General features: G+C 36.8%; 23 protein-coding genes. 4 read left to right on the top strand and 19 right to left on the bottom strand.

Going from position 1 to position 24,578, the window contains the following annotated elements:
• Position 1: 1 nt before the first annotated feature.
• From EV201_RS01620 to EV201_RS01610, 3 genes are all read right to left on the bottom strand, one after another.
• A complete protein-coding gene (locus EV201_RS01620; protein ID WP_130305654.1) occupies positions 2-778 on the bottom strand; it encodes a DUF1295 domain-containing protein in 777 nt (258 codons plus the stop codon).
• Between the two features lie 10 nt (positions 779-788).
• Positions 789-2,588, bottom strand: coding sequence for a DAK2 domain-containing protein (locus EV201_RS01615; protein WP_130305653.1), 1,800 nt, complete (start codon positions 2,586-2,588; stop codon positions 789-791).
• Between the two features lie 129 nt (positions 2,589-2,717).
• Positions 2,718-3,281: a lipocalin family protein gene (locus tag EV201_RS01610; protein ID WP_130305652.1), complete on the bottom strand. Its 564-nt coding sequence runs from the start codon at positions 3,279-3,281 to the stop codon at positions 2,718-2,720.
• Between the two features lie 381 nt (positions 3,282-3,662).
• On the opposite strand from EV201_RS01610, the gene EV201_RS01605 reads away from it, so the two are divergent.
• The gene (locus EV201_RS01605; RefSeq protein WP_130305651.1) at positions 3,663-5,789 is read left to right on the top strand and encodes an ATP-binding protein; all 2,127 of its coding nucleotides are present in this window, start codon (positions 3,663-3,665) and stop codon (positions 5,787-5,789) included.
• A 79-nt stretch (positions 5,790-5,868) separates the two neighbouring features.
• On the opposite strand, the gene EV201_RS01600 is transcribed toward EV201_RS01605, so the two are convergent.
• The 11 genes from EV201_RS01600 to EV201_RS01550 all read right to left on the bottom strand — a co-directional run bounded on the left by EV201_RS01600 (position 5,869) and on the right by EV201_RS01550 (position 16,229).
• A complete protein-coding gene (locus EV201_RS01600) occupies positions 5,869-6,552 on the bottom strand; it encodes a type 1 glutamine amidotransferase domain-containing protein (protein WP_130305650.1) in 684 nt (227 codons plus the stop codon).
• A 65-nt stretch (positions 6,553-6,617) separates the two neighbouring features.
• Positions 6,618-7,778, bottom strand: a complete 1,161-nt coding sequence (locus tag EV201_RS01595; RefSeq protein ID WP_130305649.1) for an iron-containing alcohol dehydrogenase — start codon at positions 7,776-7,778, stop codon at positions 6,618-6,620.
• Positions 7,779-7,829: 51 nt separating this feature from the next.
• Complete coding sequence (locus EV201_RS01590; protein ID WP_130305648.1) at positions 7,830-8,822, bottom strand: NADP-dependent oxidoreductase; 993 nt, start codon at positions 8,820-8,822, stop codon at positions 7,830-7,832.
• Between the two features lie 99 nt (positions 8,823-8,921).
• Complete coding sequence (locus EV201_RS01585; RefSeq protein WP_130305647.1) at positions 8,922-9,563, bottom strand: NAD(P)H-binding protein; 642 nt, start codon at positions 9,561-9,563, stop codon at positions 8,922-8,924.
• 11 nt (positions 9,564-9,574) lie between these two features.
• Positions 9,575-10,153 (bottom strand): TetR/AcrR family transcriptional regulator, encoded by a 579-nt coding sequence (locus EV201_RS01580; RefSeq protein WP_130305646.1) that lies wholly within the window; start codon positions 10,151-10,153, stop codon positions 9,575-9,577.
• Positions 10,154-10,156: 3 nt separating this feature from the next.
• Complete coding sequence (locus tag EV201_RS01575) at positions 10,157-10,549, bottom strand: DoxX family protein (protein WP_130305645.1); 393 nt, start codon at positions 10,547-10,549, stop codon at positions 10,157-10,159.
• Positions 10,550-10,733: 184 nt separating this feature from the next.
• Entirely contained in the window at positions 10,734-12,068 is a 1,335-nt protein-coding gene (gene nhaA / locus EV201_RS01570; RefSeq protein ID WP_130305644.1) for a Na+/H+ antiporter NhaA, read from the bottom strand.
• A gap of 222 nt (positions 12,069-12,290) precedes the next feature.
• Complete coding sequence (locus EV201_RS01565) at positions 12,291-12,944, bottom strand: response regulator transcription factor (protein ID WP_130305643.1); 654 nt, start codon at positions 12,942-12,944, stop codon at positions 12,291-12,293.
• A gap of 22 nt (positions 12,945-12,966) precedes the next feature.
• On the bottom strand, positions 12,967-14,217 hold the full coding sequence (locus tag EV201_RS01560) for a sensor histidine kinase (protein WP_130305642.1): 1,251 nt from the start codon (positions 14,215-14,217) through the stop codon (positions 12,967-12,969).
• 220 nt (positions 14,218-14,437) lie between these two features.
• Entirely contained in the window at positions 14,438-15,382 is a 945-nt protein-coding gene (locus EV201_RS01555) for a universal stress protein (protein ID WP_130305641.1), read from the bottom strand.
• A 19-nt stretch (positions 15,383-15,401) separates the two neighbouring features.
• Positions 15,402-16,229: an adenine nucleotide alpha hydrolase family protein gene (locus EV201_RS01550; RefSeq protein WP_130305640.1), complete on the bottom strand. Its 828-nt coding sequence runs from the start codon at positions 16,227-16,229 to the stop codon at positions 15,402-15,404.
• Positions 16,230-16,487: 258 nt separating this feature from the next.
• On the opposite strand from EV201_RS01550, the gene EV201_RS01545 reads away from it, so the two are divergent.
• Positions 16,488-16,781, top strand: a complete 294-nt coding sequence (locus tag EV201_RS01545) for a hypothetical protein (protein ID WP_130305639.1) — start codon at positions 16,488-16,490, stop codon at positions 16,779-16,781.
• A 194-nt stretch (positions 16,782-16,975) separates the two neighbouring features.
• Positions 16,976-17,602, top strand: coding sequence for a YqaA family protein (locus EV201_RS01540; RefSeq protein ID WP_130305638.1), 627 nt, complete (start codon positions 16,976-16,978; stop codon positions 17,600-17,602).
• Positions 17,603-17,656: 54 nt separating this feature from the next.
• Here EV201_RS01540 and EV201_RS01535 read toward each other — a convergent pair whose 3' ends face one another.
• From EV201_RS01535 to EV201_RS01525, 3 genes are all read right to left on the bottom strand, one after another.
• The gene (locus EV201_RS01535) at positions 17,657-18,049 is read right to left on the bottom strand and encodes a DUF302 domain-containing protein (RefSeq protein WP_130305637.1); all 393 of its coding nucleotides are present in this window, start codon (positions 18,047-18,049) and stop codon (positions 17,657-17,659) included.
• Between the two features lie 109 nt (positions 18,050-18,158).
• Positions 18,159-18,833 (bottom strand): spondin domain-containing protein, encoded by a 675-nt coding sequence (locus EV201_RS01530; RefSeq protein ID WP_130305636.1) that lies wholly within the window; start codon positions 18,831-18,833, stop codon positions 18,159-18,161.
• Between the two features lie 133 nt (positions 18,834-18,966).
• Positions 18,967-19,392: an N-acetyltransferase gene (locus EV201_RS01525; RefSeq protein ID WP_130305635.1), complete on the bottom strand. Its 426-nt coding sequence runs from the start codon at positions 19,390-19,392 to the stop codon at positions 18,967-18,969.
• A gap of 350 nt (positions 19,393-19,742) precedes the next feature.
• Here EV201_RS01525 and trpB point away from each other — a divergent pair, with 350 nt between their 5' ends.
• Entirely contained in the window at positions 19,743-20,951 is a 1,209-nt protein-coding gene (gene trpB, locus EV201_RS01520) for a tryptophan synthase subunit beta (protein ID WP_130305634.1), read from the top strand.
• A gap of 81 nt (positions 20,952-21,032) precedes the next feature.
• On the opposite strand, the gene EV201_RS01515 is transcribed toward trpB, so the two are convergent.
• Positions 21,033-21,947, bottom strand: a complete 915-nt coding sequence (locus tag EV201_RS01515; protein WP_130305633.1) for a YitT family protein — start codon at positions 21,945-21,947, stop codon at positions 21,033-21,035.
• 376 nt (positions 21,948-22,323) lie between these two features.
• Positions 22,324-24,363 carry a M3 family metallopeptidase gene (locus EV201_RS01510; RefSeq protein WP_207224362.1) on the bottom strand — a complete coding sequence of 680 codons (2,040 nt, stop codon included), beginning with the start codon at positions 24,361-24,363 and terminating at the stop codon, positions 22,324-22,326.
• Positions 24,364-24,578 lie beyond the last annotated feature (215 nt).

The following is a 24,578-nucleotide window of genomic DNA, read 5'->3' as shown; positions in this document are numbered from 1 at the left end:
TTTATTTTTTGGGGAACCAAGGGAAAAATGAGCTCGTTTTTTTAATGTAATCATAGTATTCAGGTTTCGTATTATTCAATGTTTTTTCGAGCAAAGCAACTCCGGAAATCTTAATAATAATCACAGTCATTAAAACAGAACCAACAATAGGCCAATAAGCTCCGGCAGCTATTGAAAATATTGCATATGCCCACCAAACAGCCGAATCGCCAAAATAATTGGGATGACGGGTATACTTCCAAAACCCAGTATTCAATACCTTCCCTTTATTTTGAGGATTCTTTTTAAACCTAGCCAACTGAAAGTCCCCTCCTGCCTCAAAAAGAAAACCAATACACCAAACCACAATCCCCAAATAATCTAACCAGATTAGCGTATCAGATTGTTCCCAAAGATTAGTACCCATTAAGGGTAATGAAACAAGCATTATTAAAGCACCTTGCAATATAAAAACCTGAAAATAACTAAACCACCAATAGCGTTTCGGGCCATAATCTTGCCTAAATTTTTGATATCTGAAATCTTCACCCTTACCAATATTCCGCCACGAAAGGTAAATGGAAAGTCGTAAACCCCAAATTGTCACGAGAGTCAGTAATAGTATTTTTCGTAAATTAAAATCCTCAGAAACCAAAAAATAGAAGGCATTTACCACTACAAAACCAAATCCCCAAAACAGGTCAACAATACTTGCATTTGTTAGCATAACACTTAATACCCATAGCAGTGTTACCAGAATAAAAATAATAAGCGATCCTTGTAAAAAGATAGTTAACATGGGTTTCAAATTAGTGATTAAACAACACGGCTATGGCAATGGCACCATTTCCTGCATGCATACCAATTACCGGAGAAATATCCATTACCGAAACGGGTTTCTTTCCCGTAATCTCAAACATTTTGTCCTCAGCATTTTGCCCCCCCTCAGGATTGTGAGCGTGAAGAATAATATAGTTCCAAACCGATTTTCCATGTCCGATTCGTTTTATATGTGAATATATTTTTCTCAAACTGGCTTGTTGGCTAAACGTTTTTCCAAATAGAAGTGATTTTCCATTTTTATCCATCGAAACAATCGGATTTAAACCAATCAAACGGGCTATGAAACCTTTGGGCTTGGAAACGCGTCCTCCCCTGATCATATGCTTTAAATCTCTTACGCTGACAAAAATTTTTGTTGTTCTAACATCTCGCTCAAGCGATTCAATAATCGATTCAAGCGATTCTCCAGCTTCAATATTTTGAGCCGTTTTCAGAACCAATAAGCCGAGTGCTCCTGATAAATTCTTCGAATTGATAACATGAACGGGTTTATTAAATTCTTTTTTTATTCGCTCGCTTGCCTTTAAACTATTCGAATAAGTGCCACTAAACTCACTGGTTAGGTGTAAGGCGATAATAGCATCGTAATGCGAAGCCAAATGCGAATACAAATTGGTAAATGTCTGTTCGTTTATTTGAGATGTTTTTGGAAATTCTGAACTGGACTCAAGCAAATCGTAGAATCGATTGGGTTGAATGGTGACCTTATCCAAATAATAATAATCGCCAAAATTTAAATTAAGAGGCACTACATGAATCTGATAATAATCGATTAGATCCTGCGACAAATCACAAGTCGAATCCGTAACAAGAGCAATATTCCATTTACGTTTGGTAAGCACCTCGTGTTGACGAAGCATATCATCCACCTTTTGATATGTGATCGTTCCCATATCTTTCAAATGATGGAAAAGTTCAGCTGGTTGATTGGTGTGCAAATGAATTCTACAAATACTTTCCGACCCTGCAACAACAACTGAATCACCGCGATCAGTCAATATCTCCTGAAGTTCTTTTTTAGTAATATTGATATTCTTTAAAATGGCTTCGGTACAAAAACGGTGAGTTATTTCTTCGTCCGTCATCTTCTCAGAATGAACAAGAGAAATCGTTTCAGTTAATTCAACTTTCAAAGTCCGAATATTCCAATCGCTTATGAAATCAATAATCCCTTTTACAAAAAGAACAAAACCTTTTGCTCCCGCATCAACAAAGCCCGTTTTATTTAAAGCCTTCAATTTCAAAGTCGTTTCAGCCAATGATTTCTCCAGGACAACCAGAGAATCTATCATTATTTTCTTGAAATCAGAAATGATCCCTTTCTTACAAGTCAGGAATTCTGCCCAGTCTTTAATCACAGTCAACATGGTCCCCTCAATAGGAATGGCAATAGCTTCATAAATGTAGGGGATCGACTTCTTTACACTTTCAGCAAATTCAAAAAAGGTAATACTCGCTTTATTTTGAGTTTCACGACTCAAGCCATGTAAAAATTGGGCAAAGATAACACCCGAATTTCCTCTGGCCCCAGTTAATGCGGCATCAGCAATATTATTTACAGTTGTTTTATACGACTTATGAGGTTTGATATTATCAATAACTGAACGAACCGTAGAAGCAAGATTAGTCCCTGTATCATTATCATTTACAGGGAAAACATTTATCGCATTTAATTCGACTTGATTTTGAAGAATTTGATTTCCACCAGCAACAAAAGCATAGTAAAGAAATTTTCCATTTATTTCAAAAGTGTCAATTTTAGACATACATATAATCTTAATTAAACAATTTGGCCCCTCTCAAACCAACACTATAAATAAACTTAGAGTAAAACAAACTCAACGATACAACCAAACCAAAGAATCAAAACATATTCAAGCCCTATAAAAACACTCTTAATCTTTAATATTGGTTTGTTGCTCAACCTTCAATAATTTCGAAATATCATAGCCACGCCTTTTCAGGTTTTCAAGCAAAGCTGTGTACAAGTCTTTCTCAATTTGAGGCGTACGACTCAAAATCCAAAGGTATTTATCTGAACTGCTCCCAATAATGACCCATTGGTAATCATCATCTAATTCTAAAACAAAGTAATCACCATAAAAAAACAAGAAAAATGACACTTTTAACTTGGCAGGCTCATTCTCAGGGTCGGGAATCTTGGCCTTACCTATTGCCTCTGAAAACGCCCCATCTAAACGATTTTTATAGCCACTATTAATCACCTGTATTTTGCCATCATCGCGCATACTGTAATTCGCTGTAACTCCAACAAGCCCTCGTTCAAAACGATGATCGAATCTTGCAATTTCGTACCATGTGCCCAGGTACCTGTTAATATCTAATTCCCGGACTACTGTATTGTCAACCATTCGCTTCTGAGTTTTACATCCTGTAAAAGCGATGCCAATAAGGATTACAACAATTATAATTGAACGACATTTTAATATTCTTCTCATATTGCAAAAAATCAGCACCAATAAAATAACATAATGAATAAATTATCTTAAATATAATAAAAATATATCCTTCTTCATCAACCAGATAAATAAAATTATCAATCTAACTCTGACAGATACGCATCTGTTTTTCGCACTCTTGAAAAATAGATAACAAACTCAATCTTAAGGTTTATTGTAGATTTCACCTTACCAGACTAAAAGAAACTTTTATATTCGACGAAATATTTCTGCCTAAAATCTTTAAGAACATTTTATCTCACAATCTATTTCAAATCCTATTATTTTTTGTACTTTGATTCGATATATATTGCTTATCTATACTGATAAAATAGACTATTCAAAAGGTTTTGAGATCAAAACTTCTAAAAATCAGCAACTATGAAACATCGTCATCTACTTATATTTTTCTTACTTCTTACGCAGTTCAGTTTTGGGCAAAACAAAATGGATAGCCTACAAAATCTTTTAGATAAATCTGATGAAAAAGATCAGGCTTATATATACCTCTTATTGGCTAAGGACGTTTTTTATAAGGATACACATCAACTCATAGCCTATTCCAAAAAGGCAGACTCATTGGCTGAACATTTTCAAATAGACAGCACACGTGTTAATGCTCTCAATTTTTTATCTTATGCTGCCATCAATACAGGCCGACTCGATGCTGCCATTGCCTACAATAAAAAAGCAACAGACATCTCCGAATCCAAAGGTCTGAATAAAGAAAAGACTTTATCTCAGTATTACAAAGGCTACATTCTCTACGCTACAGGGCAATCTGATAGTTCATTAAAAGTCCTAAATCAGGCTTATGAACAAAGCATACAATATGTGGACAACAAATTACAGCTGAAATGCCTCAACACAATTGCTGCCAATTATTTAAATCAGGGCAAATATAAAGAGGCGCTGGAAAAATTTACACGAGCCTACCATCTGGCAGATAGTTTAAAGATGAAGGATAAACTCATTAATCTATCTTTAAATATTGGAACGACCTTCCTGTACAACGAAGAACTGGATAAGGCAATAGAATATTTTGAAAAAGTAATCACCAGCTCTGATACCACAAATGTAACAATAGCCTATGCCTCAGCATTAAATAATATGGGGTCTTGCTACAGCCGTATGGGAAAACATAAAGAAGCTTTGGTGTATTTTGAAAAAGCTCTGCCCGCTTATTTAAAATTGAACAACAAACTTTATATTGCCCAGGTTTACACCAATTTGGGACAATCTAATTATTTTCTTAACAATAATGAACTTGCATTAAAATACTTAAAAAAAGCAACCGGATTAAACAGGCAGAACCAATCCCAAAATCAGCTTATTGTTAATTTAATTCTACTTGCAAAACTCAATATAGAAGACTCAAACTTCAGACAGGCTAAATACAATTTGGATGAAGCCCTAAGCCTGGCAAACGAATACAATATCAACTATAATAAAAGTGATTTATACCAAACCTATAGCTACTATTTTTCTGAAAGAAATCAATTTGAACAAGCTCTGGAATACAAACAAAAAGAATTGAATTTAAAAGACAGCATTTTCAATGAATCGCGTCAGCAACAAATTTCAGAATTACAGACAAAATTCGAGACCCGGCAGAAGCAGATCGAAAATGAATCGCTACGAAAGGATATCTCTCTCAACAGACTACAAATAGAGAAACAAAATCAAATTAGAGATTTCTTAATTGTCATCACCCTCATTGTTATCAGTCTAATTTTCATCTTACTCAACAGGGGTAGACTAAAAAAGAAGTCTCATCAGATTATCGAAGCTCAGAAATTGGAATTGGAGATTCTGAATAAAACCAAGGACAAATTCTTTTCAATCATCGCACACGACTTAAGGTCACCTTTTAATGCCCTGATTGGTCTTAGCAACTTATTATCTTCATCCTATGATCACCTTAGCGACGAAGATCGAAAGAATTTCATTCAGGATTTAAATACAGCTTCAGAGAGTGCATTCAATCTGCTAGACAACCTATTAACCTGGGCCAGGATACAGCAAGGCAGTCTTCAAATTCAGAAACAAGAAGAAGACATTTCTTTATTAATCAAAGAAAGTATCGAACCACACGAAGCTACAGCAAAACTCAAAAACATTTCAATTGTCAATACAGTAGATGTAAAATCGAAGGTCATCATTGATCGGTTTATGATTAAAACCCTTATTGTAAACCTGATTAACAATGCCCTAAAGTTTACCAATGAAGGTGGCTTGGTAAAGATATCCAGTGAAGAAAAGGATGAAAATATCATTATCTCTATCCACGATAACGGTGTGGGCATGACTCAAGAACAAATGAATAATCTTTTCAAACTGGACAAAAGCAAATCAAGCCTTGGAACCCATAAAGAAACAGGTACTGGATTAGGACTGATCCTATGTCAGGAATTCATTGAAAAAAACGATGGCCAGATTTGGGTTGAAAGTGAAAAAGGAAAAGGGACTACATTTAAATTCTCACTTGTTACAGCAAGTGCTGACTAAAAGCCATGGCCAGTTATAGATAAAGCCACAGCTTAAGATAAACTCAAACTGTGGCCTTTTATAAAAAAGTCAAATCGACTTATTTCTTTTGCAATTTCTTCAATAATATTTCAGCAACAAGAGCCGATGAGGCTGGATTTTGGCCTGTAATCAGGTTGCCGTCTTCAAGGGCATAAGCTTCCCATACTTTGCCTCTTGAATAAATACCACCATTCGCTTTTAGCATATCCTCAACCAGGAATGGAACAATCGCGCTTAGCTGAACCGCTTCTTCTTCCTCGTTGCTAAAGCCTGTGACCTTCTTTCCCTTCACTAGATAGTCGCCTTCAGCATTCTTAACGTGGCGCAATGCAGCCGGTGCATGACACACAAAGGCAATGGGTTTATTAGCCGCATCAAAATCCTGAATCAGCTTTGCTGAAATAGGATCCTCTGCCAAATCCCAAAGCGGTCCATGACCTCCGGGGTAAAATACCGCATCGTAATCCTCAAAATTAATATCGGCTAAAGCCAGAGTTTCATTGATCTTTTTCTGAGTTGCTGCGTCATTCTTAAATCGTTGGGTATCTTCCGTGCTGTTCTGTGGCAAATCCGAAGTTGGATCGATTGGGGCAGCCCCTCCTTTTGGGGTCGCAATTGTAATGTTCGCTCCTGCATCAAGAAGCGCGTAATATGGATTGGCAAATTCTTCAACCCAAAAACCTGTTTTATGTCCTGTATCTCCCATTTGCGAATGAGAGGTTAATACAAATAGAATATTCATGATTCCTGTTTTTAATAACATCTGAATTAAATTTTATAATTAATTATTACTGTCAACACCAACTCTTAATAAGCCATCTCGACAATTTTCGCCACATCACCTGGACTTAAACTGCCTCGCTCACCAATTCCCATCCAGCCACGTTCGGTAAAGCGTTCGGAAATTAATTCTGATGTTCCTTTATAATCTTGTGTATACTCTGAGAGTTTTGTTTGAATTCCCAAAGAATGGAAGAACGATTCTGTAGCATCGATACCTGCAAGTGCTTTCTCATCGATGCTGCCATCGCTGATGTTAAAAACTCGCTCGGCGTATTGAGCCAGCTTCTCTTTTTTACTTCCCATATTGTACTTGTAATGACTAGGGGCAATAATGGCTAAGGTGCGGGCATGATCGATTCCAAAAAGAGCGGTTAATTCATGGCCCATTGCATGCACTGCCCAGTCGGAAGGCACGCCCTGTGAAATCAGACCATTTAAGGCCATAGTACAGCTCCACATAAAATTGGATGCAGCCTTATAATCACTCGGATCCTTCAGTATCTTTGGTGCCACTTCAATCAGAGTTTGCAGGATGCTCTCAGCAAATCGATCTTGCAATAAAACATCAGTTGGATAGGTCAGATATTGCTCCAAAACGTGCGTAAAAGCATCTGCCAAACCATTGGCAATTTGTCTCTCAGGAATGGATTGAATAACCTGAGGATCGAGAATTGAGAACTGAGGGAATAATGCAGGGCCACCCATAGCTAGCTTTTCCCTGGTCTCATTTCGGGTTACTACAGCTCCGGAATTCATTTCCGAACCCGTTGCCGGAAGTGTCAATACAGAAGCAAAAGGCATGGCTTTCATTACCGGTTTTCTACTCGTTAAAATATCCCAGGGTGTTTCGCCTTCATGGTAAGCTGCAGCCGCAAGAAATTTCGTTCCATCGATAACCGATCCCCCTCCAACAGCTAAAAGAAAGTTTATTTCATTCGATTTAATGAAATCCAATGCATCCATCAAAACAGCGTACTCAGGATTTGGAGGAATTCCACCAAATTCCATCACATTAAAATCAGCCAAAGCAGTTTTAACCTGATCGTAAATACCATTGCTTTTAATGCTTCCTCCTCCATAAAGAATCAGAACCTTTGCCTTTGCAGGAATCTCTTTTGCCAATTCAGTAATCTTGTCTTGACCAAAAATGATTTTGGTTGGGTTTTTATATTCGAAATGATTCATTTTTTTATATTTAATAATTGATAAGAATTCACCATCAATAAGATGATCTACTTAGATTTTCACAATCATTTTGCCTTTATTCTTACCTTCAAAAAGGTCGATAAATGCCTGAGGTGTATTCTCAAAACCTTCTACAACCGTTTCTGTGAATTTTAATTTTCCTTCTCCTAGCCATTGGGCCAATTGAGGAACTGCTTCAGCAAATTTTTCCATATAATTGGAAACGATAAAACCTTGCATCAAAACAGAATTCTTGATCAGAATAGGCTGTACACGAGGCCCCATAGGCACCGAGGTTTCATTATAAAGTGAGATGGCACCACACACTATAATTCTGGCAAAACGATTCACATTAAGCATCACAGCATCCGAAATTTCACCTCCCACATTGTCGAAATACACATCCACACCATTGGGGCAAGCATCAGCAATAGCCTGACTCATATTCGTTGTACTGTTGTAATTAATCGCCTCATCGAATGCATATTCCGACTTCAACTGCTCCACTTTCTCATCACTACCAGCGATACCCACAACACGACAACCTAAGAGTTTTGCAATTTGTCCTACAATACTGCCTACTGCACCAGCCGCACCCGAAACCACAACAGTCTCTCCGGCTTTAGGCTTTCCAATTTCAGTCAAACCCAAATAAGCCGTTAAACCTGTCATTCCCAACACGCCTAAATATGCTGATAGAGGCGCCTGATGAGCATCCACCTTAATCAGTCCCTCACCATTGGAGCTTTGGTATTCTTTCCATTCCAGCATACCTGAAACAAAATCGCCTTTGCTGAAATTATCTAAATTCGATTCAAGCACTTCGGCAATCATACCTGAACTCATAGCCTTATTCAATTCGAAAGGAGCGATATATGATTTTGCATCGCTCATACGTCCTCGCAAATAAGGGTCAACTGAGATATAAGTTGCCTTTAAAAGCATTTCGCCTGCTTTTATTTGAGGTTTTTCTTCAGTCTCTAATTTAAAATCGGATAACTGAGGTGTACCAACTGGTCTTTTATTCAACTTTATGGTTTTCATATCTTCGTTTTTTATTTTATTAATGAATGTTCATTCTTTATTATAGCAAAAAAAGTTCTGACTTTACGTCATCATTATCTATATACTTTTTCCTAATTCCTATATCCGGTCTGATTCAAAAATCTGATCTTCAGGTTTCGTTTGATTCAACTGATGCATCGCAGAAGCAATTGTTTCTGCTTCAATAGCTCTATATTTTCTATATCTACCTACCAAAAACACCTGAATCAAATTCATAAAACACGAAGCAATGGCTTCACCCAATCGCTTCTCATTTCGATGCCCAATAATTAAGGAAGGTCTTAGTATATAAGTGTGCTGTATCTTCTGTTTCAAAACCTCTTCTTCCATCTCCCCCTTGGTTCTGTTGTAAAAAACCGAACTTTTGGCATTTGCCCCTAAGGCAGATACAACTGTGAAATTTTCAATACCATTCTGCTTACAAAGTTTTGCAGCTGCAACAGGGATACCATAATCAATCTGCTTATAGATGGCTTTATCACTGGTTTTCTTAGCTGTGGTTCCTATACAACAGAACAGTTCGTCCCCCGTAAAATTGGACTGAAAATGTTCAAGTTTAAAAAGATCGCCTACATACTCATCCAATTTAGGATGTTCTAATCCCATAGCTCTTCGTGAAAACACTTTAACCGTTTCATAGCTTTCATCGGCCAGTAAACGATTCAAGAGCAGCTTTCCTGTCAGCCCGGTGGCGCCTAATATAATTGCTGTTTTTCCCATTATTCAATCCATTAAATTCGAATACTATCCCAGGCCGCCTGCAAAGCTTGTTCCAGGCTCTTATCATCCAACTGATAATACCCCCGTTTTTGATTATTCATTAAAAAAGCCAAAGGATAAATGGTATAGGCATATAATAAATAGGGTGACATCTTTTTGATAATTCCCTCCTTCTGGCCTCTTTCCCATAAATCAAGAAGAGGTTGCAATTGTTTCAAACCTTCCTCTCTACTAGTCTCATCAATCATGATGGTGTTATCACACTGGGATAGAAACCAGGCTTCTTCAACTTCTTTAAGTTTGTAGTCTGCTATATTGTGCCAAATATGATCGAAAGCTTTCTTCACAGGCATCTCAGGACGATACCCTTTAAAAGCATATTGTGTAAAGGCCATTTTAACCTCCATGTATAGCTGATTGATCAAATCTTGCTTGTTTTCGAAATAAATATAAATGGTTGCGGGTGAAACCTTAGCCATCTTGGCTATTTTAGACATGGGCGCATCATGAAAACCATTATTATTCACCAAGCTTAAAGTGGCTTTTAATAAGGCATTTCGCTTATCCATACTTTTTACTCGTGTTGCCATGCTTTATAATTGTTTCTTTGTTGAGACTTGATAAATTTTCCAGGCTATTGCCATAAAAAGGAATTGTACGGGTAAACGAATAAGTGCGGCCTTATGACTCCCTATTGCAGGTGCATCAGCAAACACATCCCAAAGATGAATCGGCAAGAACACAAGCATCAGAATAAATATTCCCAAAGATGCAATCTTAGCATATCTTGAAAAAATAAGTAAAGCTCCCAACAAAATTTCAACTAAACCCGATAGGTATATTATCGCCATTGGAAATGGTAAAAATCCTGGAACAAATGGCAAATAGAAGTCTGGCTTTAGAAAATGCTGCACCCCACCCATTATCATGAAAATGGCAAATAGAATTCTCACAGCCACCCATATCTTACTTAAACGATTCTTCATTAATCTTTATTTATTTTTTAATACATCTCTTTGTCTTTACCGATACAAATATAGAGAAATATTTTAAAAATGAATGAACGTTCACTTTTATTTTTTACTCTTTTTACATTTATTCATATAACAAGGGCCGAAACTGACGTCCCGGCCCACAAACTAAACTTGAAAAACTAAACTTGATCTGAAATTAATTCGTTTGATTGTTAGAAAAGTATTTTAGAATTAAAAAGCCGATTACCCCTGACAGCACTGAAGCAATCAGAACAGCTACTTTAGCAAGACTCAATACAGCAGCATCGCTAAAGGCTAATTGTGACACAAAAAATGACATGGTAAAACCAATTCCACCCAAGAAACCAATTCCTAAGATTTGTGTCCAACAGACATCAATCGGTTTCTGAGCAAAGCCCAAACGAACCCCCACAAAGGCAAAAAGATATATACCAAGAGGTTTACCTAGAAAAAGCCCCAATATAATTCCTAAAGATATGGGTTCGAAAACCTGATTTAAAAGTTGATGATCGATAAAAATACCTGCATTAGCGAAAGCAAATAAAGGCACAATAAAATAAGCTACCCAAGGATGCAGTGCATGCTCCAAACGCTGCAACGGAGAAATAACCTCCTTGCAATTGTCCTCTATTGTTTCAATCGAAGACTGAACATGCTTATCCTTCTCAGCAACAGTACTCTTATCTGGAATTTTACTCATCTGTGTTAGCAACGAAGTGCCTGACTTGACAAATTCAATTACATTGCAATTGGCGCGAGCAGGAATCGTTAATGCCAAAAGGATACCCGCTAAAGTAGCATGCACACCTGATTTTAATAAAACGTACCAGAGCAAAAGCCCCAGTAATAAATAAACGGGTATACTTCTTATTTTCAACATGTTTAACCCCCATAATAGCGCATATATCCCTCCTCCATAAATCAGATACATCCAATCGATCTCAGAAGTGTAAAACAAAGCAATCACAATAACAGCACCTATATCGTCAACAATTGCAATTGAAGTTAAGAGAAGTTTCAAGGAAACTGGAATTCTATCACCCAGTAGAATCAAAATACCCAAGGCAAAAGCAATATCAGTAGCCATGGGGATTCCCCAACCATGAGTGCCTACACCTTCTCTATTAAAGAAAACATAAATGAGTGCAGGTATCAACATACCACCTACAGCTGCAAAAATGGGAAGGGTTGCATTTTTTAACGAAGATAACCCTCCGGTTAACATTTCCCTTTTTATTTCCAGTCCTACAACAAAGAAGAAAATAGCCATCAAGCCATCATTAATCCAATGAATTAATGTTTTACTCAGCTCCCAGTCGCCAAAATGTACCCCAAAATACTTCTCCCAATGGGCTATAAAAGCATCTCCAAAAATTGAGTTTGCCAGACCCAAGGCCAAAAGAGTGAAAGTCATTAAAACAATCCCTCCAAATGCTTCAAGTTTAACAAATTCAACGAGTGGATCTTTTATTCGATCGAGAGGTAACTTCTTTTTTAAAAATTGTATCATTATTATTCTTTTTTAGTCAAAATCAGTTTTCTATACAGTGTAACTTGATGAAATTTCAAATTGTTTCGTGAGATAAATAAAAAGGATGCTCACTCTGTACACGGCAAAATTACTAGGCTAAACGAACTTTCGAAAGGGGGAAACCCCTACTTCGAAAGGCCTTTTCAAAGCAAGCCTGCTTAAAAATTGCTTCCTCACTATAAAAATATAATGAATTCCTCATTACAGATTTACAATCTGATTCTTGAAGGCATAAATGACCAAATTAACCGTATTGAACGTATTGGTTTTTTGAAAAAGACTACTCTTATGCTTTTCAACGGTTTTGGTACTTAAAAATGTTTTCTCAGCAATTTCCTTATTACCATAGCCTTTACAAATCAAATCAATTATCTCCTTTTCTCTCTCGGTGAATACGGGTAAAACAGCTTGTTCCTTCTTACGTTTTCTAAAACGATTCAGTTTATCCGATAACAGGCTAACAATTTCATCCGAGAAATAATTCCCACCTGAATGAACTTTCATAATCGCTTTTTCAAATTCATCCAATTCCGAATTCTTAAGCATATAAGCCTCTACCCCTGCCATAAGCATTTGTTCAAGATAATCCTCATCGAGAAAGGTCGTAAGAGCAATAATCTTGATATCAGGGAATTGCTCAACGGCTCGTCTACTGGCCTCAACCCCATCAACCTGAGGCATATTAATATCCATAAAGACAATTTCGGGGACCTGTGTTTTTAGTAAATCGAGAAATTCCTGTCCATTTGATGCCTCCCCAATAATCTCTACATAAGGGAAACTCTGCAACAAAAGACGAAACCCATCTCTAAAAATCTTATGATCGTCTACCAAAACTATCTTTATCTTTTCCATCTTATTGCTCTTTAAAATTCCCCTAATTAAATTCGATTCTTATCGTAAAACCATTCCCCGGCGAGCTCTCCAGAACACAATGCCCTCCTATAGACTCAACCCGTTCAATAATATTCGATAGTCCCATTTTATCATTACCATGCATGGCTAATTTACTTATTTCAAAACCAATACCATTGTCATGATACGAAAGAATCACATGACCCCGAATTCGAGAAAGCTGAATTCTGGCATGATCAGCATTGGCATGTTTCAAACTATTATTTAATAATTCGCCTGAAATGCGATAAAGCATCACCTCCTTACTCTTGGTCATTTCACCAGAAAATTCACGGCTATCAAATTCAACTTTCATTTCCCCAATACTGTTCATTTTGGAACATAACCTCTCCAATGATTCAACAATATTATACCGATTCAGGATAGAAGGATTCAAATTATTAATAATCTCACCAACTGCCTGTAAGGCTTGATTAGACAAATTTGTGATATGTTTCAGCTTTTCACCGGCTTGCTTATTATCATCGAGTTCTTTCTGGAGAATTTTACTATACATGCCCACACTCGAAAGAATTGCACCTAAACCATCGTGTAAATCCATGGCAATTCGTCGTCGTTCTCTTTGTTCCACATCCATGGTATTGCTGAGAATTTGTCTATCCGCTTTCACCAGGGAATCCATTAATCTGGCTATAAGCAACAAACTCACCAATAGAATAATAAAGATAGCTCCCAGCAGAAGGAATATCTTTTTTTTAAGCCTTGAATTGCTCTCATTGATATAATTCTGAAGGGTTTTTTCATACTCAGTAAATATGCGATTAAAATTAAGATAAGCCCTCAACATGGTACTATCCAAACTTTGCTGCTTAAGATAATGTCCCGACATAATTAGTTGATCCAAATGCTCTATCGACTCTTTCGTTTCGGACAACTTTTGTTCAAAAATCTGATTACTGTCGGGTACATCCCTTTTCGTTTTATTAGCAATATCGGCCAATCGATTAACATATAAAATAGCCTGATCAAAACTCTTTCTAATTCCAACATAAGCCAAGCTATCTTTCTGAATCAGAACGTTATCCATCTGAATCCTACCATTAAAAACTTCAACCTCTACATTCTCAGAATACTCAACCAACTTGATATGCCTGGCATCTATTATTGAACTAATTCGAAAGGTGTATATAATCCCGGCAAAGGCAAAAATGCTAAATAATAGCAAAATGGAAATAACCTTTTGTTTTATACGAAAGTTCTTTTTTGAAAGCATTTATTAAAATTCTTAGGATTGTATTTTACACGACTCTAAACAAAATTACAATTATTAATCAGCTCTAATCCTATTTTAAAAAGATTTTTTAAAACCAAAATAGGGAAAGCTTCCTTTTACAAATAAAGGAAGTCTCCCCCATGATCAATAACAGCGATTTACCCCAAACTATCGCATACCATTACTTCGGTTAATTGACCTTTATGATAGTTTCAATCCCTTATGATTCAAGCTCAATCAAATCTGACACAGGTCGTTCTGACTTCAACTTAAGAGGTATCTGAGCACCTAATAAGCCTTTTAGGTAGCTAGACCTAAGGGACTCTAACCTTAAAACCGGCTTTATTGAATCATGCAACAATCTGGACGTAAAATTCTCTGACTCTGAATCACCAAACAAAACTTCCTGTGCACCTTGCGCCAATACCAAGTCTGCCTTTTCATGCTTGGCATATTGCAAAAGGCTCTCTATTTTGTCCTCGCCCTCATTTTCAAATATTCTGGCTTCACAAATGATGCCTTCTGCACGAATTGAACGTTCAAGCAATTTGGCCTTTTTATAAGCTAAACTCTTTTCAAGTTCAATCTTCACACTTAATACTGAAATTAAGGTGATTTTTGCATTTAATTTCTTTCCTAAATAAACGGACCAATTCAATAAATCTCTCGATTGACGTCTGACATCAATTGGAACCAAAATATTTCGAACACCTCTGTATGTCCATCGGTCTTTTACCGACAAAACAGGACAATTAATTTCCTGAACAATTTTATCCGCACTATGTTTTTTAAGTTTTCCAACAAGCCCCTCTATTCGTTCGTTTTTTCGAATAATGACCAGATCGTAACTCTCTTTATTGGCAATTTCAATTATTTTTGAAACGTGCTGACCAATTTCAACTCTCAAATTCACATAGTCAGGAATCCTACCCCTAAATTGAATTTTAGCAAATCGGATCAACCTTACCATAGCCCTTGCCTGTAGACGTTTATTGAGTTCAGTTTGAACCAGGCTCTTTAAATTTGAAGCTGCTGGTGTTACATGAATCAATGTCACTTTAGATCCCATTTTTTTCTTGAAAAAGACAGCTTGCTTCAAAGCATCTTCGCCATCTCCACTCAAACTTACAGGTACCAGAATACGTTCCAGTTTAATATCTTTCATAGCAATCTCACTAATAATTTCAAATACGAATACCTTTACTTTTCAATAACCAAGAATCCAAACAGGCATTAAGTCCACTTTGTAATCTCCTTTTGGGGTTCCTTTCCAGAATAATTAACTTACTTTTTCCACCCCTCGAAAACGCCTTCAATTCTTTCTGACTAACACTATGATCAACCTGCGAAAAGGTCAATCTGGCTCCTTTACAACTATCAATTATTGCCTGCTGCCTCAGTTCTTTATCTTCCGGTGATCCATATAACCGAGACAAACAAACATTAACATTGGGATTCTCACTAATAGCTATTTTTTTTAGCAGTGATAAATTGGGAGAAGCCATTGTAGGTGTATCTGCAAGAATAAAAATTTCGGATATAGCATAATCATTCTCAAATCCGGATAATACAAACAAATCCTGTGACACCTGATCTACCAGTTCTGTCATTCTATCCTTGCTTGTAAATAGACTTTCATAATTACGAGATCCTAATACAACTTGCCATTCCATAGATTGATACTGTTCCGTTTTGAAAAAAGCGGACAAATTTCCCTCATAGGTTATCAGGCAAATTTGATCATCAGGCATAGAGTATCGTTCTTGCAAGTGCATTTTCAAACCTTCCAGTTCACTCTTAGCTATACTTTCAAGCATGGGGGACAAATCGCGAACCATAGAAGAACCAAAATTGGGTTTTTCCCATGTTTGAATAAAATAAATCAACGACCCCGGGCGGTAGAGATATCGCATTGCAAAATGAATAGCTGCCCTATTCCCTTCTGAATAGTCAGCTAAAATCAAAATGTTCGATTTCTTCTTTATAGATCGGTCAACTTTCTCTGTTTGCATATCACAATTTTTATGTGACAAATGTATGCGCTCAAGCATCTCGAGAAAACAGGACAAGTCCTAAATCAGATGGGGGAAAACCCTACATTTTAGGCTATTAAAATAATTTAACAACTACCCTTTCACATCATAATCAACTATATATCAACACTTAAGAGGAGCCTATAATATTATTCACCTATGTGAAACCTGATCCGACTCTCACACAGTATTTCTCGGGTCCTTTTTTTATTTACATTTACGTGATCAGAAAAGAATATGAAGAAATTTAGCATTCGTCTTATACTAATTGTTTTACTTCTTGTTGGAGGACCTACCGTACTTAATATGGTAATGGAATTTCAACAAAAAGAGCATTTGAGCACCCCTATTTCTGATACAGATCAAACTTCCTTTGATGATGAAACTGAGGAATGTGATTCATGGGGAACTTCACCCTACTTAAAACCCATTAAGTATTTCACATCAAAAGTTCCAGCCACTTTTTGTAGCCAAGTGCTAATCTTCAGCCGGCCTAATATTATCATTTTACCTCCTCCTAAAATAAAGTAATACTGAACTATGATTTAAGATTATTGGACGATTGGCTTTATCAATTAAATCCAGGTTCTGATTAATCTCCTATAAGCGACTATGGGCATCATCCCATATATAGAGCTCTGTGCTTTAATGTGTAAGAACACCAGTAAGTCCTTCTTTCTCTGGACTTACATTTCACAACATCAATTTTTACAAAAGAGAAAATAATGAGATCACAATCCACACATAAGAATCGAAAAAATAAACTTCAACTCATTCATCAATATTATGCCTATACAGGATTCTATTCTTTTATTTGGGAAAATATCAGGAAAGCAATTCTGCCATTTATCCTGGTTATAAGCGGGCTTTTTATACTCGACAAATTTGTCATCGATTTCAAGTATTTTTTTGAATTTATAACAGAAAACTATTCCTCAGTCAGTCTGTTTTCTCTGTTTTTTGCCTCTGAATCATTTCTAGGTTTAATTCCTCCTGAACTATTTATTGCATGGGTTAAGACCCTGGATAATCCATTTATGTACCTGTCATTATTAGCCCTATTATCCTATTTAGGAGGTTGTGTTTCTTATTTTATCGGGAAAAGTATACTTACCATTCCCAAAGTTCAAGCTGCCATGAAATCCAAAATGGCAAAACACATTAGTAATATTCGAAAATGGGGTGGTTTTCTAATTATTGTAGGAGCGCTACTTCCAATACCTTTTTCTATGGTTAGTATAGCCTCAGGCATCATTAATTATGACTTCAAAAAATATCTCATGTTCGGACTATTTCGATTTCTAAGATTCTATCTATATGCCCTTGCCATCTTCTCATTGATGGGAAGCTAGTAAACAAACAACGCCCAATCGTATGATTGGGCGTTGTTTGTTTAAAAGACTTAACTACTTTAAATTTTCAATAACAAGCTTTAGTTTATGTTGGATTTCAACAGCAATTTCACCTAAACTATCATTCTCTACTTTTGCCATTGATGCAATAGGATCAACAGCTGAGACTTCAACATCTCCACTTTCATGTTCCTCGACAATAACATTACAAGGCAGAAATACACCGATCTTATCTTCCCTCTGAAGAGCTTTGTGAGCATAGTGCGGATTACATGCGCCCAAAATCACATATTTCTTAAAATCAGCGTCAATTTTCTTTTTAAGCGTTGCTTTAACATCAATCTGAGTTAAAACACCAAAACCTTCTTTTTTCAATTCATCAGTTACCTGCTCAACAGCTTCATCAAAATTCTTTGTTTTCAAAACCTTATTAAAATAGTAGCTCATTACATCAATTTTTATATTCTATTAAAACATATTTATCTAAAAATGATTGGTTGTTACCAGATACTTTAAAGCTTTTTTACTCACCCAAAGAATTACGAATAAACTAAAACTAGTTCTTAGTAAAAGTCACCGTTGCAATATCAGCTAACAAATCAGTCCCATCTCCCAAAGGATCAGCCACAAATAACAAGATTGTTCCCTGAGGATCTGTATTAAGATCATCCGATGCAAATGTAATTCCGCTATCGGTTCCTGCATCGTAAACCTTGGCTGTTATCGTTTTAGTGGCTGCAAAGTGGCTTCCATCATACAAATTCACATTAAGCGCAGCCACATACCAGTCCGGACTCGGTGCAAGCATCGACACCAAACTTATAGATGGGTTTTCTGCATTAACAGCTATTTCAACTTTTATTTCACCGGTACCACTTGCTAATCCCTCTCCCACAACAAAGGCCAAACCTTCGTTATTCGCGATTTTGGTTTCCAATTCAGTTTGTAAAAGATCAGTTGCGCCCGTTTCAGCCATCGCTTCAATTCCTTCTGAAGCTGCTGACTCTACTTTAAAAAAACCACTTGTTGATGGGTGAGACCAACCAATTAAAGGAGAGAAGTGAGCATTGGAAGGATAATCCTTTGGAAAATCGGTGCTATTCCAATTCATCTTAAATGTAACCGTATAAGTTGCTTCAGTTTCAATCCCATATTCAATTGGACCGTCACTCTTACTACAACTTATCAATAGTAATGCTAAAAACAAAAAAATGCTGTTCTTCAATATCATCTTATTCTCTGATTAAAATTTTATTTTGTTACCAAAGATAATCATTACCCGATAGCATAACCAGACTTAATCAGTCGATTTAAATAAAAATTCTTATAAAGATATGAGACAAACTGACCATACATTCTAAGCCCTATTTTCGATATTTCAAACGAAGCAATTTGTTACTTGTTTCTTTATGTATATACGTCTCAACAAGTTTAAATCCATATTTATCGTAGAAAGCCCTTCCGACTCTATTCCTTTCAAAGACCTCAACTTCCATCACATCGAAAAAAGTTGCGACATAATCCATCAGTTTACGACCTATCCCCTTTCCATGCATATCGGGTCTGACAAAAATAGCCCCCACTTCATTTCCCATCATGGAAATGAATCCCAAAATGACATCATCTTTTTCGTAAACCCAGGTTGTGGTATTGGGAATATAAACATCCCGAATCTTCCGCTTCTCCATTCCCATAAAATCAGCATCTAGAAATGGATGAGCCATTCGTGAAGCCTGATACCAAACCTCCAATATTGCATCAATATCACTGTCCTTATATTTTCTTATCATCTTTATATTTTCCTCTCCAAATTCAAACTTAAGCAAACAAATTCTTTTCTTTCTTAGAATTAAATCTTAAACTCTGAAAAATCAACTCTTTAAGATACGAATACTAGCGCTGGAATTCAATCTCATTCAGACTTTTTTTCGGACAACACTTGTTTATAAATAAAAAATGCGATAACATTGTTGCATGAAAACAAATATGACACAAAATAATTTTTGGTGGAACTTCTCAATAAATCATATCGAGAAGGGTTAGCCATATACACATAATTCATATACTAAAAAGGCCTGCTTCTCGCAGGTCTTTTTTTTTACACCCAATTGTAGAATTCTAATTATTAAATCAAAATACCATGACATTTCAAAACTATTTTAAAAATTACCCTAACGAAAAAGGTTATTTCGGTGAATTTGGCGGCAGCTTTATTCCTCCAGCCCTCGAAGAGGAAATGAAACGCATAAACGAAGCCTATTACTCAATTAGTAAATCGCATGAATTTATTTCGGAACTCAGAAGCATCCGAAAGCACTTTCAGGGGCGTCCAACACCAGTGTATTATTGTAACCGTTTATCAGAAAAATACGGCGGACGCATCTACTTAAAGCGTGAAGACCTAAACCATTCCGGTGCCCATAAATTAAACCACTGCATGGGTGAAGCTTTATTGGCAAAATATATGGGGAAAAAGAAGCTTATTGCAGAAACGGGTGCAGGCCAACACGGGGTTGCCTTAGCCACAGCTGCTGCTTACTTTGGATTGGAGTGTGAAATTCATATGGGAGAAGTTGATATTGCAAAAGAACATCCCAATGTCATGCGCATGAAAATACTTGGTGCGACCGTCGTCCCTGTAAGTCATGGATTAAAAACGCTGAAGGAAGCTGTTGATTCTGCATTTCAGGCCTACCTTCAAGATCCAGTCAATACCATCTACTGTATTGGCTCTGTCGTTGGTCCACACCCCTTCCCCATGATGGTTCGCGAATTCCAACGTGTTGTGGGAATTGAAGCCCGCGATCAATTTGAAGAAATGACAGGTGAATTACCCGACAATATTGTTGCTTGTGTAGGTGGTGGCAGTAATGCTATGGGCATATTCTCTGCTTTTATTGATGATAAAAACGTTAAACTTCATGGCGTAGAACCTGCAGGACATGGCATAGATAAAGAAGGAAAACATGCTGCAACACTGACTCTTGGCAAACCAGGTGTTATTCATGGTTTCAAATGCTATATGTTGCAAGATGAGGCTGGTGAACCGGCTCCTGTCTATTCTGTTGCCAGTGGTTTGGACTACCCTGGTGTTGGACCCGAGCACTCTATGCTTAAAGATTTAGAACGAGCAGAATATCATCATATCAATGATCAGGAATGTATTGACGCCTTTTTTGAATTAAGTCGATTGGAAGGTATTATTCCAGCTCTTGAGTCGGCACATGCCATAGCTTATGCTATAAAGTTAGCTAAGTCCAATCCAAAACAATCTATATTGGTTAATCTAAGTGGTAGAGGTGATAAAGATCTTGATTATGTAATTGAAACTTATGGTTTACCTGAATAACCGAAATGCTTAAACTGATTCTATTGGATAACAAAAATGGCGACCTTATTGGTCGCCATTTTCTGAAATATTATAACGAGTCTAATGTCCCGCATCTTCATCATTCAACGATTGGAATCCTTTTCCAATAATTTCATTAGCCTCAGTCACATTAACAAACGCTTCTGGATCTACTTCCTTGATGTGTAGTTTCAGAATCTCAAGCTCACGACGGCTCATTACAGAATAAACCATTTTTCTTTCCTCACCTGAGTAAGCTCCTGTTCCTTGAAAAATCGTAGCACCACGCTTAAGATCATTCTTAATTTTGTCAGCTATTGATTCAAAGTGATCAGAAACAATCATCACAGTTTTGTGGTAACTAGCTCCACTTACAACCATATCGATAATTTTACCTTCGATATAAATAATAATTAGTGAATAAATGGCAAATTCCCATCCAATTGCACCTGTTTCTGTTGGCTGAACAAGTGTAAACAAAACAATAATACCATCAACAATCATAACCAGTTTCCCCAATGACATTTTAGTAAACTTAGCTAAAATCATGGCGACAATATCAGACCCCCCTGAAGTCGCACGCGACTTAAAGATCAAACCAATTGAGATACCATAAAATACACCAGCTACAATACTGTTCAACATTGGATCAAGAATGACCTTAGGATAACCAACTGAAACGTAAGTTTCCATGAACCACACTGTAATCAGAATCGTAGCGATACTTACAATTGTCTTAATTCCGAATCGTGGACCCAAAATAATTGTACCAATTATAACCAACGGAATCTCCATGGCAAAAGTACAATAACTAATTTTCCAGCTAAACAAAGTGTTTAAAACCGTAGCAATACCATAAACACCTCCAGGTGCCAGTTTGTAGGGAACTACAAACAAAATGTCAGAAACAGCAAAAATGATACTACCTACAATAAGGTAAGCGTAGGCAGAAAGCCATTCGTTTGACAAAAATTTTTCTTTAGTAATAAAAGCCATTCTTAGTGTTGTTTTTAGTAACTAAACATTCCAGTATCTGCAATGTTTAGAGATGTTTAAAATCGGCGACAAAAATAATCGGCTTCCGCATAATAACAAGCACTTACACAAAGAAAATAACATGTCGAAAAACAGTATTTTATTAAGAGATGGCTATTGTAAATAACGATTGTTTATTTCAACATGAAAAGACCTCTTTACATCCTGTTTTTTATGAGATTCAATTCATTTTACAAATCATAAATTCGTCATAAATTAAATGCATTACGGCATCAATGGCATACACAAATCAAATATCTCTTAATTTATGTCATAGATTAGGACAAAAAAAAGGCCTCAGTTCATAACTGAAGCCCTTTTGTATATCGAACAATCTTTATTTTAAACCACTGCGTTTCAACAAAGGCTCAATAGAAGGTTCCTGTCCTCTGAATCGCTTATAAAGTTTCATCGGATGTTCGCTTCCTCCTTTTTCAAGTAATTCAACTCTAAAAGCATCAGCCATTTCTGAATTGAATATGCCCTTTTCTTTAAAAGCAGCAAAGGCATCAGCATCGAGTACCTCGGCCCACTTGTAACCATAGTACCCTGCAGCATATCCACCTGCAAAAATATGCGAAAACGCAGGGCTCATACAAGACGTTTCAAGTCTTGGGAAAAGCTCTGTAGCCTGCATAGCCTCAGTTTCAAATTCTGATACAGAATCCTCAATTGGCTTTTCAATAGAATGCCAAGCCATATCATTCAAGCCAAAGCTGATCTGACGAACAAAAGCATATCCTGAATGGAAATTACCACTATCGATAATTTTCTGCACCAAATCTGCAGGAATTTTTTCACCTGTTTCGTAATGTTCTGCAACCTTATCCAACCACTCTTTTTCGTAGGCGTAATTCTCCATAAACTGAGATGGCAGTTCTACAAAATCGCGATACACACCAGTTCCCGACAAGCTAGGATAAATACAACGAGAAAGCATACCATGCAAAGCATGACCAAACTCGTGTAAAAAAGTTGTCACCTCTGAAAAGCTTAGTAAAGAGGGTTTGGTTGCAGTTGGACGTGTAAAATTACACACAATAGAAATATGAGGACGATTATCCTTCCCATTTTGCATAAACTGTTCACGATAGGAAGTCATCCAGGCACCCCCTTGTTTTGAATCACGAGGATGAAAGTCGGCATAAAATACAGAAAGGAAATCTCCCTTTTTATCAAACACCTCATAAACATCGACTTCACCGTGATACTTATCAATTTCAGTGTTTAGTTTAAAACTCAACCCATACAAAGCGGTAGCCAAATCGAAGATTCCTTGCTTCACTCGCTCCAATTCAAAATAAGGACGGGTCAATTCATCATTCACCTGAAACTTTTCGGTCTTCAATTTCTCAGCATAATAAGCCCAATCCCAACGTTGCAGCTCAAAATCAGCTCCAATTTTTTTAGCATAGGCTTGCAATTCCTCAAATTCCTCTTTCGCCTTTGGCATAGATGCTTCAAGCAATTCATTTAAGAAATTCACCACTTTGCCGGGAGTCTCAGCCATGCGCTCCTCCAAAACAAATTGAGCATAGTTTGGATAGTCGAATAGTTTCACTTTCTCTAAACGCAAAGCCACGATTTTTCTGATGATTTCCTGGTTATCGAACGCATCGTTAAAACAACGCGACGAATAAACCTTGAACATCTTCTCACGCAATTCGCGATTGTCGGCATACTGCATAAAAGGCACATAGGATGGGAATTGCAATGTAAATACCCAACCTTCCTTATCTTTTGCTTTTGCGGTAGCTGCTGCAGCTTCCAAAATACCATCCGGCAAGCCCGCCAAATCTTTTTCATCCGTAATGTTCAGTTCAAAATTATTGGTTGCTGCCAATACATTCTCCCCAAACTGAAGAGTGAGTTGAGAGAGCTCTTTTGAAATTTCCCGAATACGCGCCTTTTTGTCGTCTTCAAGATTCGCACCGGAACGTACAAATGATTTGTATCGCTTATCCAAAAGCATGCTTTGTTCCGCATTCAAATTCAATGATTCCTTATTATCATGAACCGCCTTAACTCTTGCGAACAAAGCCTCATTCATAACAATATCATTGGAGAATTCGCTTAAGAGAGGCGATACTTCACGTGCTAATGCTTGCATTTCGTCACACGTATCCGCATGGTTCAGATTGAAAAATACAGAAGAGACCTGATCCAGTAATTCGCCAATAAATTCCATAGCCTCAATGGTGTTTTCAAAACTGGCAGCCTCAGGATTATTCGCAATCTGATCAACATCTTCTTTTGCAAGCTTAATCCCCTCAACAAAAGCAGGCATATAGTGCGCCATTTCAATTTGACTAAAAGGAGCCGTATGGTGAACCGTATCAAAAGGTCTCAATAAAGGGTTTATATTTTTTGTCTTCATTCTAATTTTCTTTTTATAAATAAGTTTTGAGAGAAGTGAAAAGTCCACATTTCCCAAAGAGTAACAAATATAGGAAATATCTGATTCAGGTTAACCAGAAAATGCGAGATCAATCTCAGTCCAACTAGTTTCGAATGCATTAAAAAACAAAAAAAGAACCGTCATTCAGTCAAATCCCCTAACTTTAGGCTATCCTATTCATTTTATAATTTAAA

Source organism: Ancylomarina subtilis (genome assembly GCF_004217115.1).
GTDB lineage: Bacteria > Bacteroidota > Bacteroidia > Bacteroidales > Marinifilaceae > Ancylomarina > Ancylomarina subtilis.
Note: the sequence above shows the minus strand (reverse complement) of the source record. Positions and strands in the feature narration are given on the sequence as shown.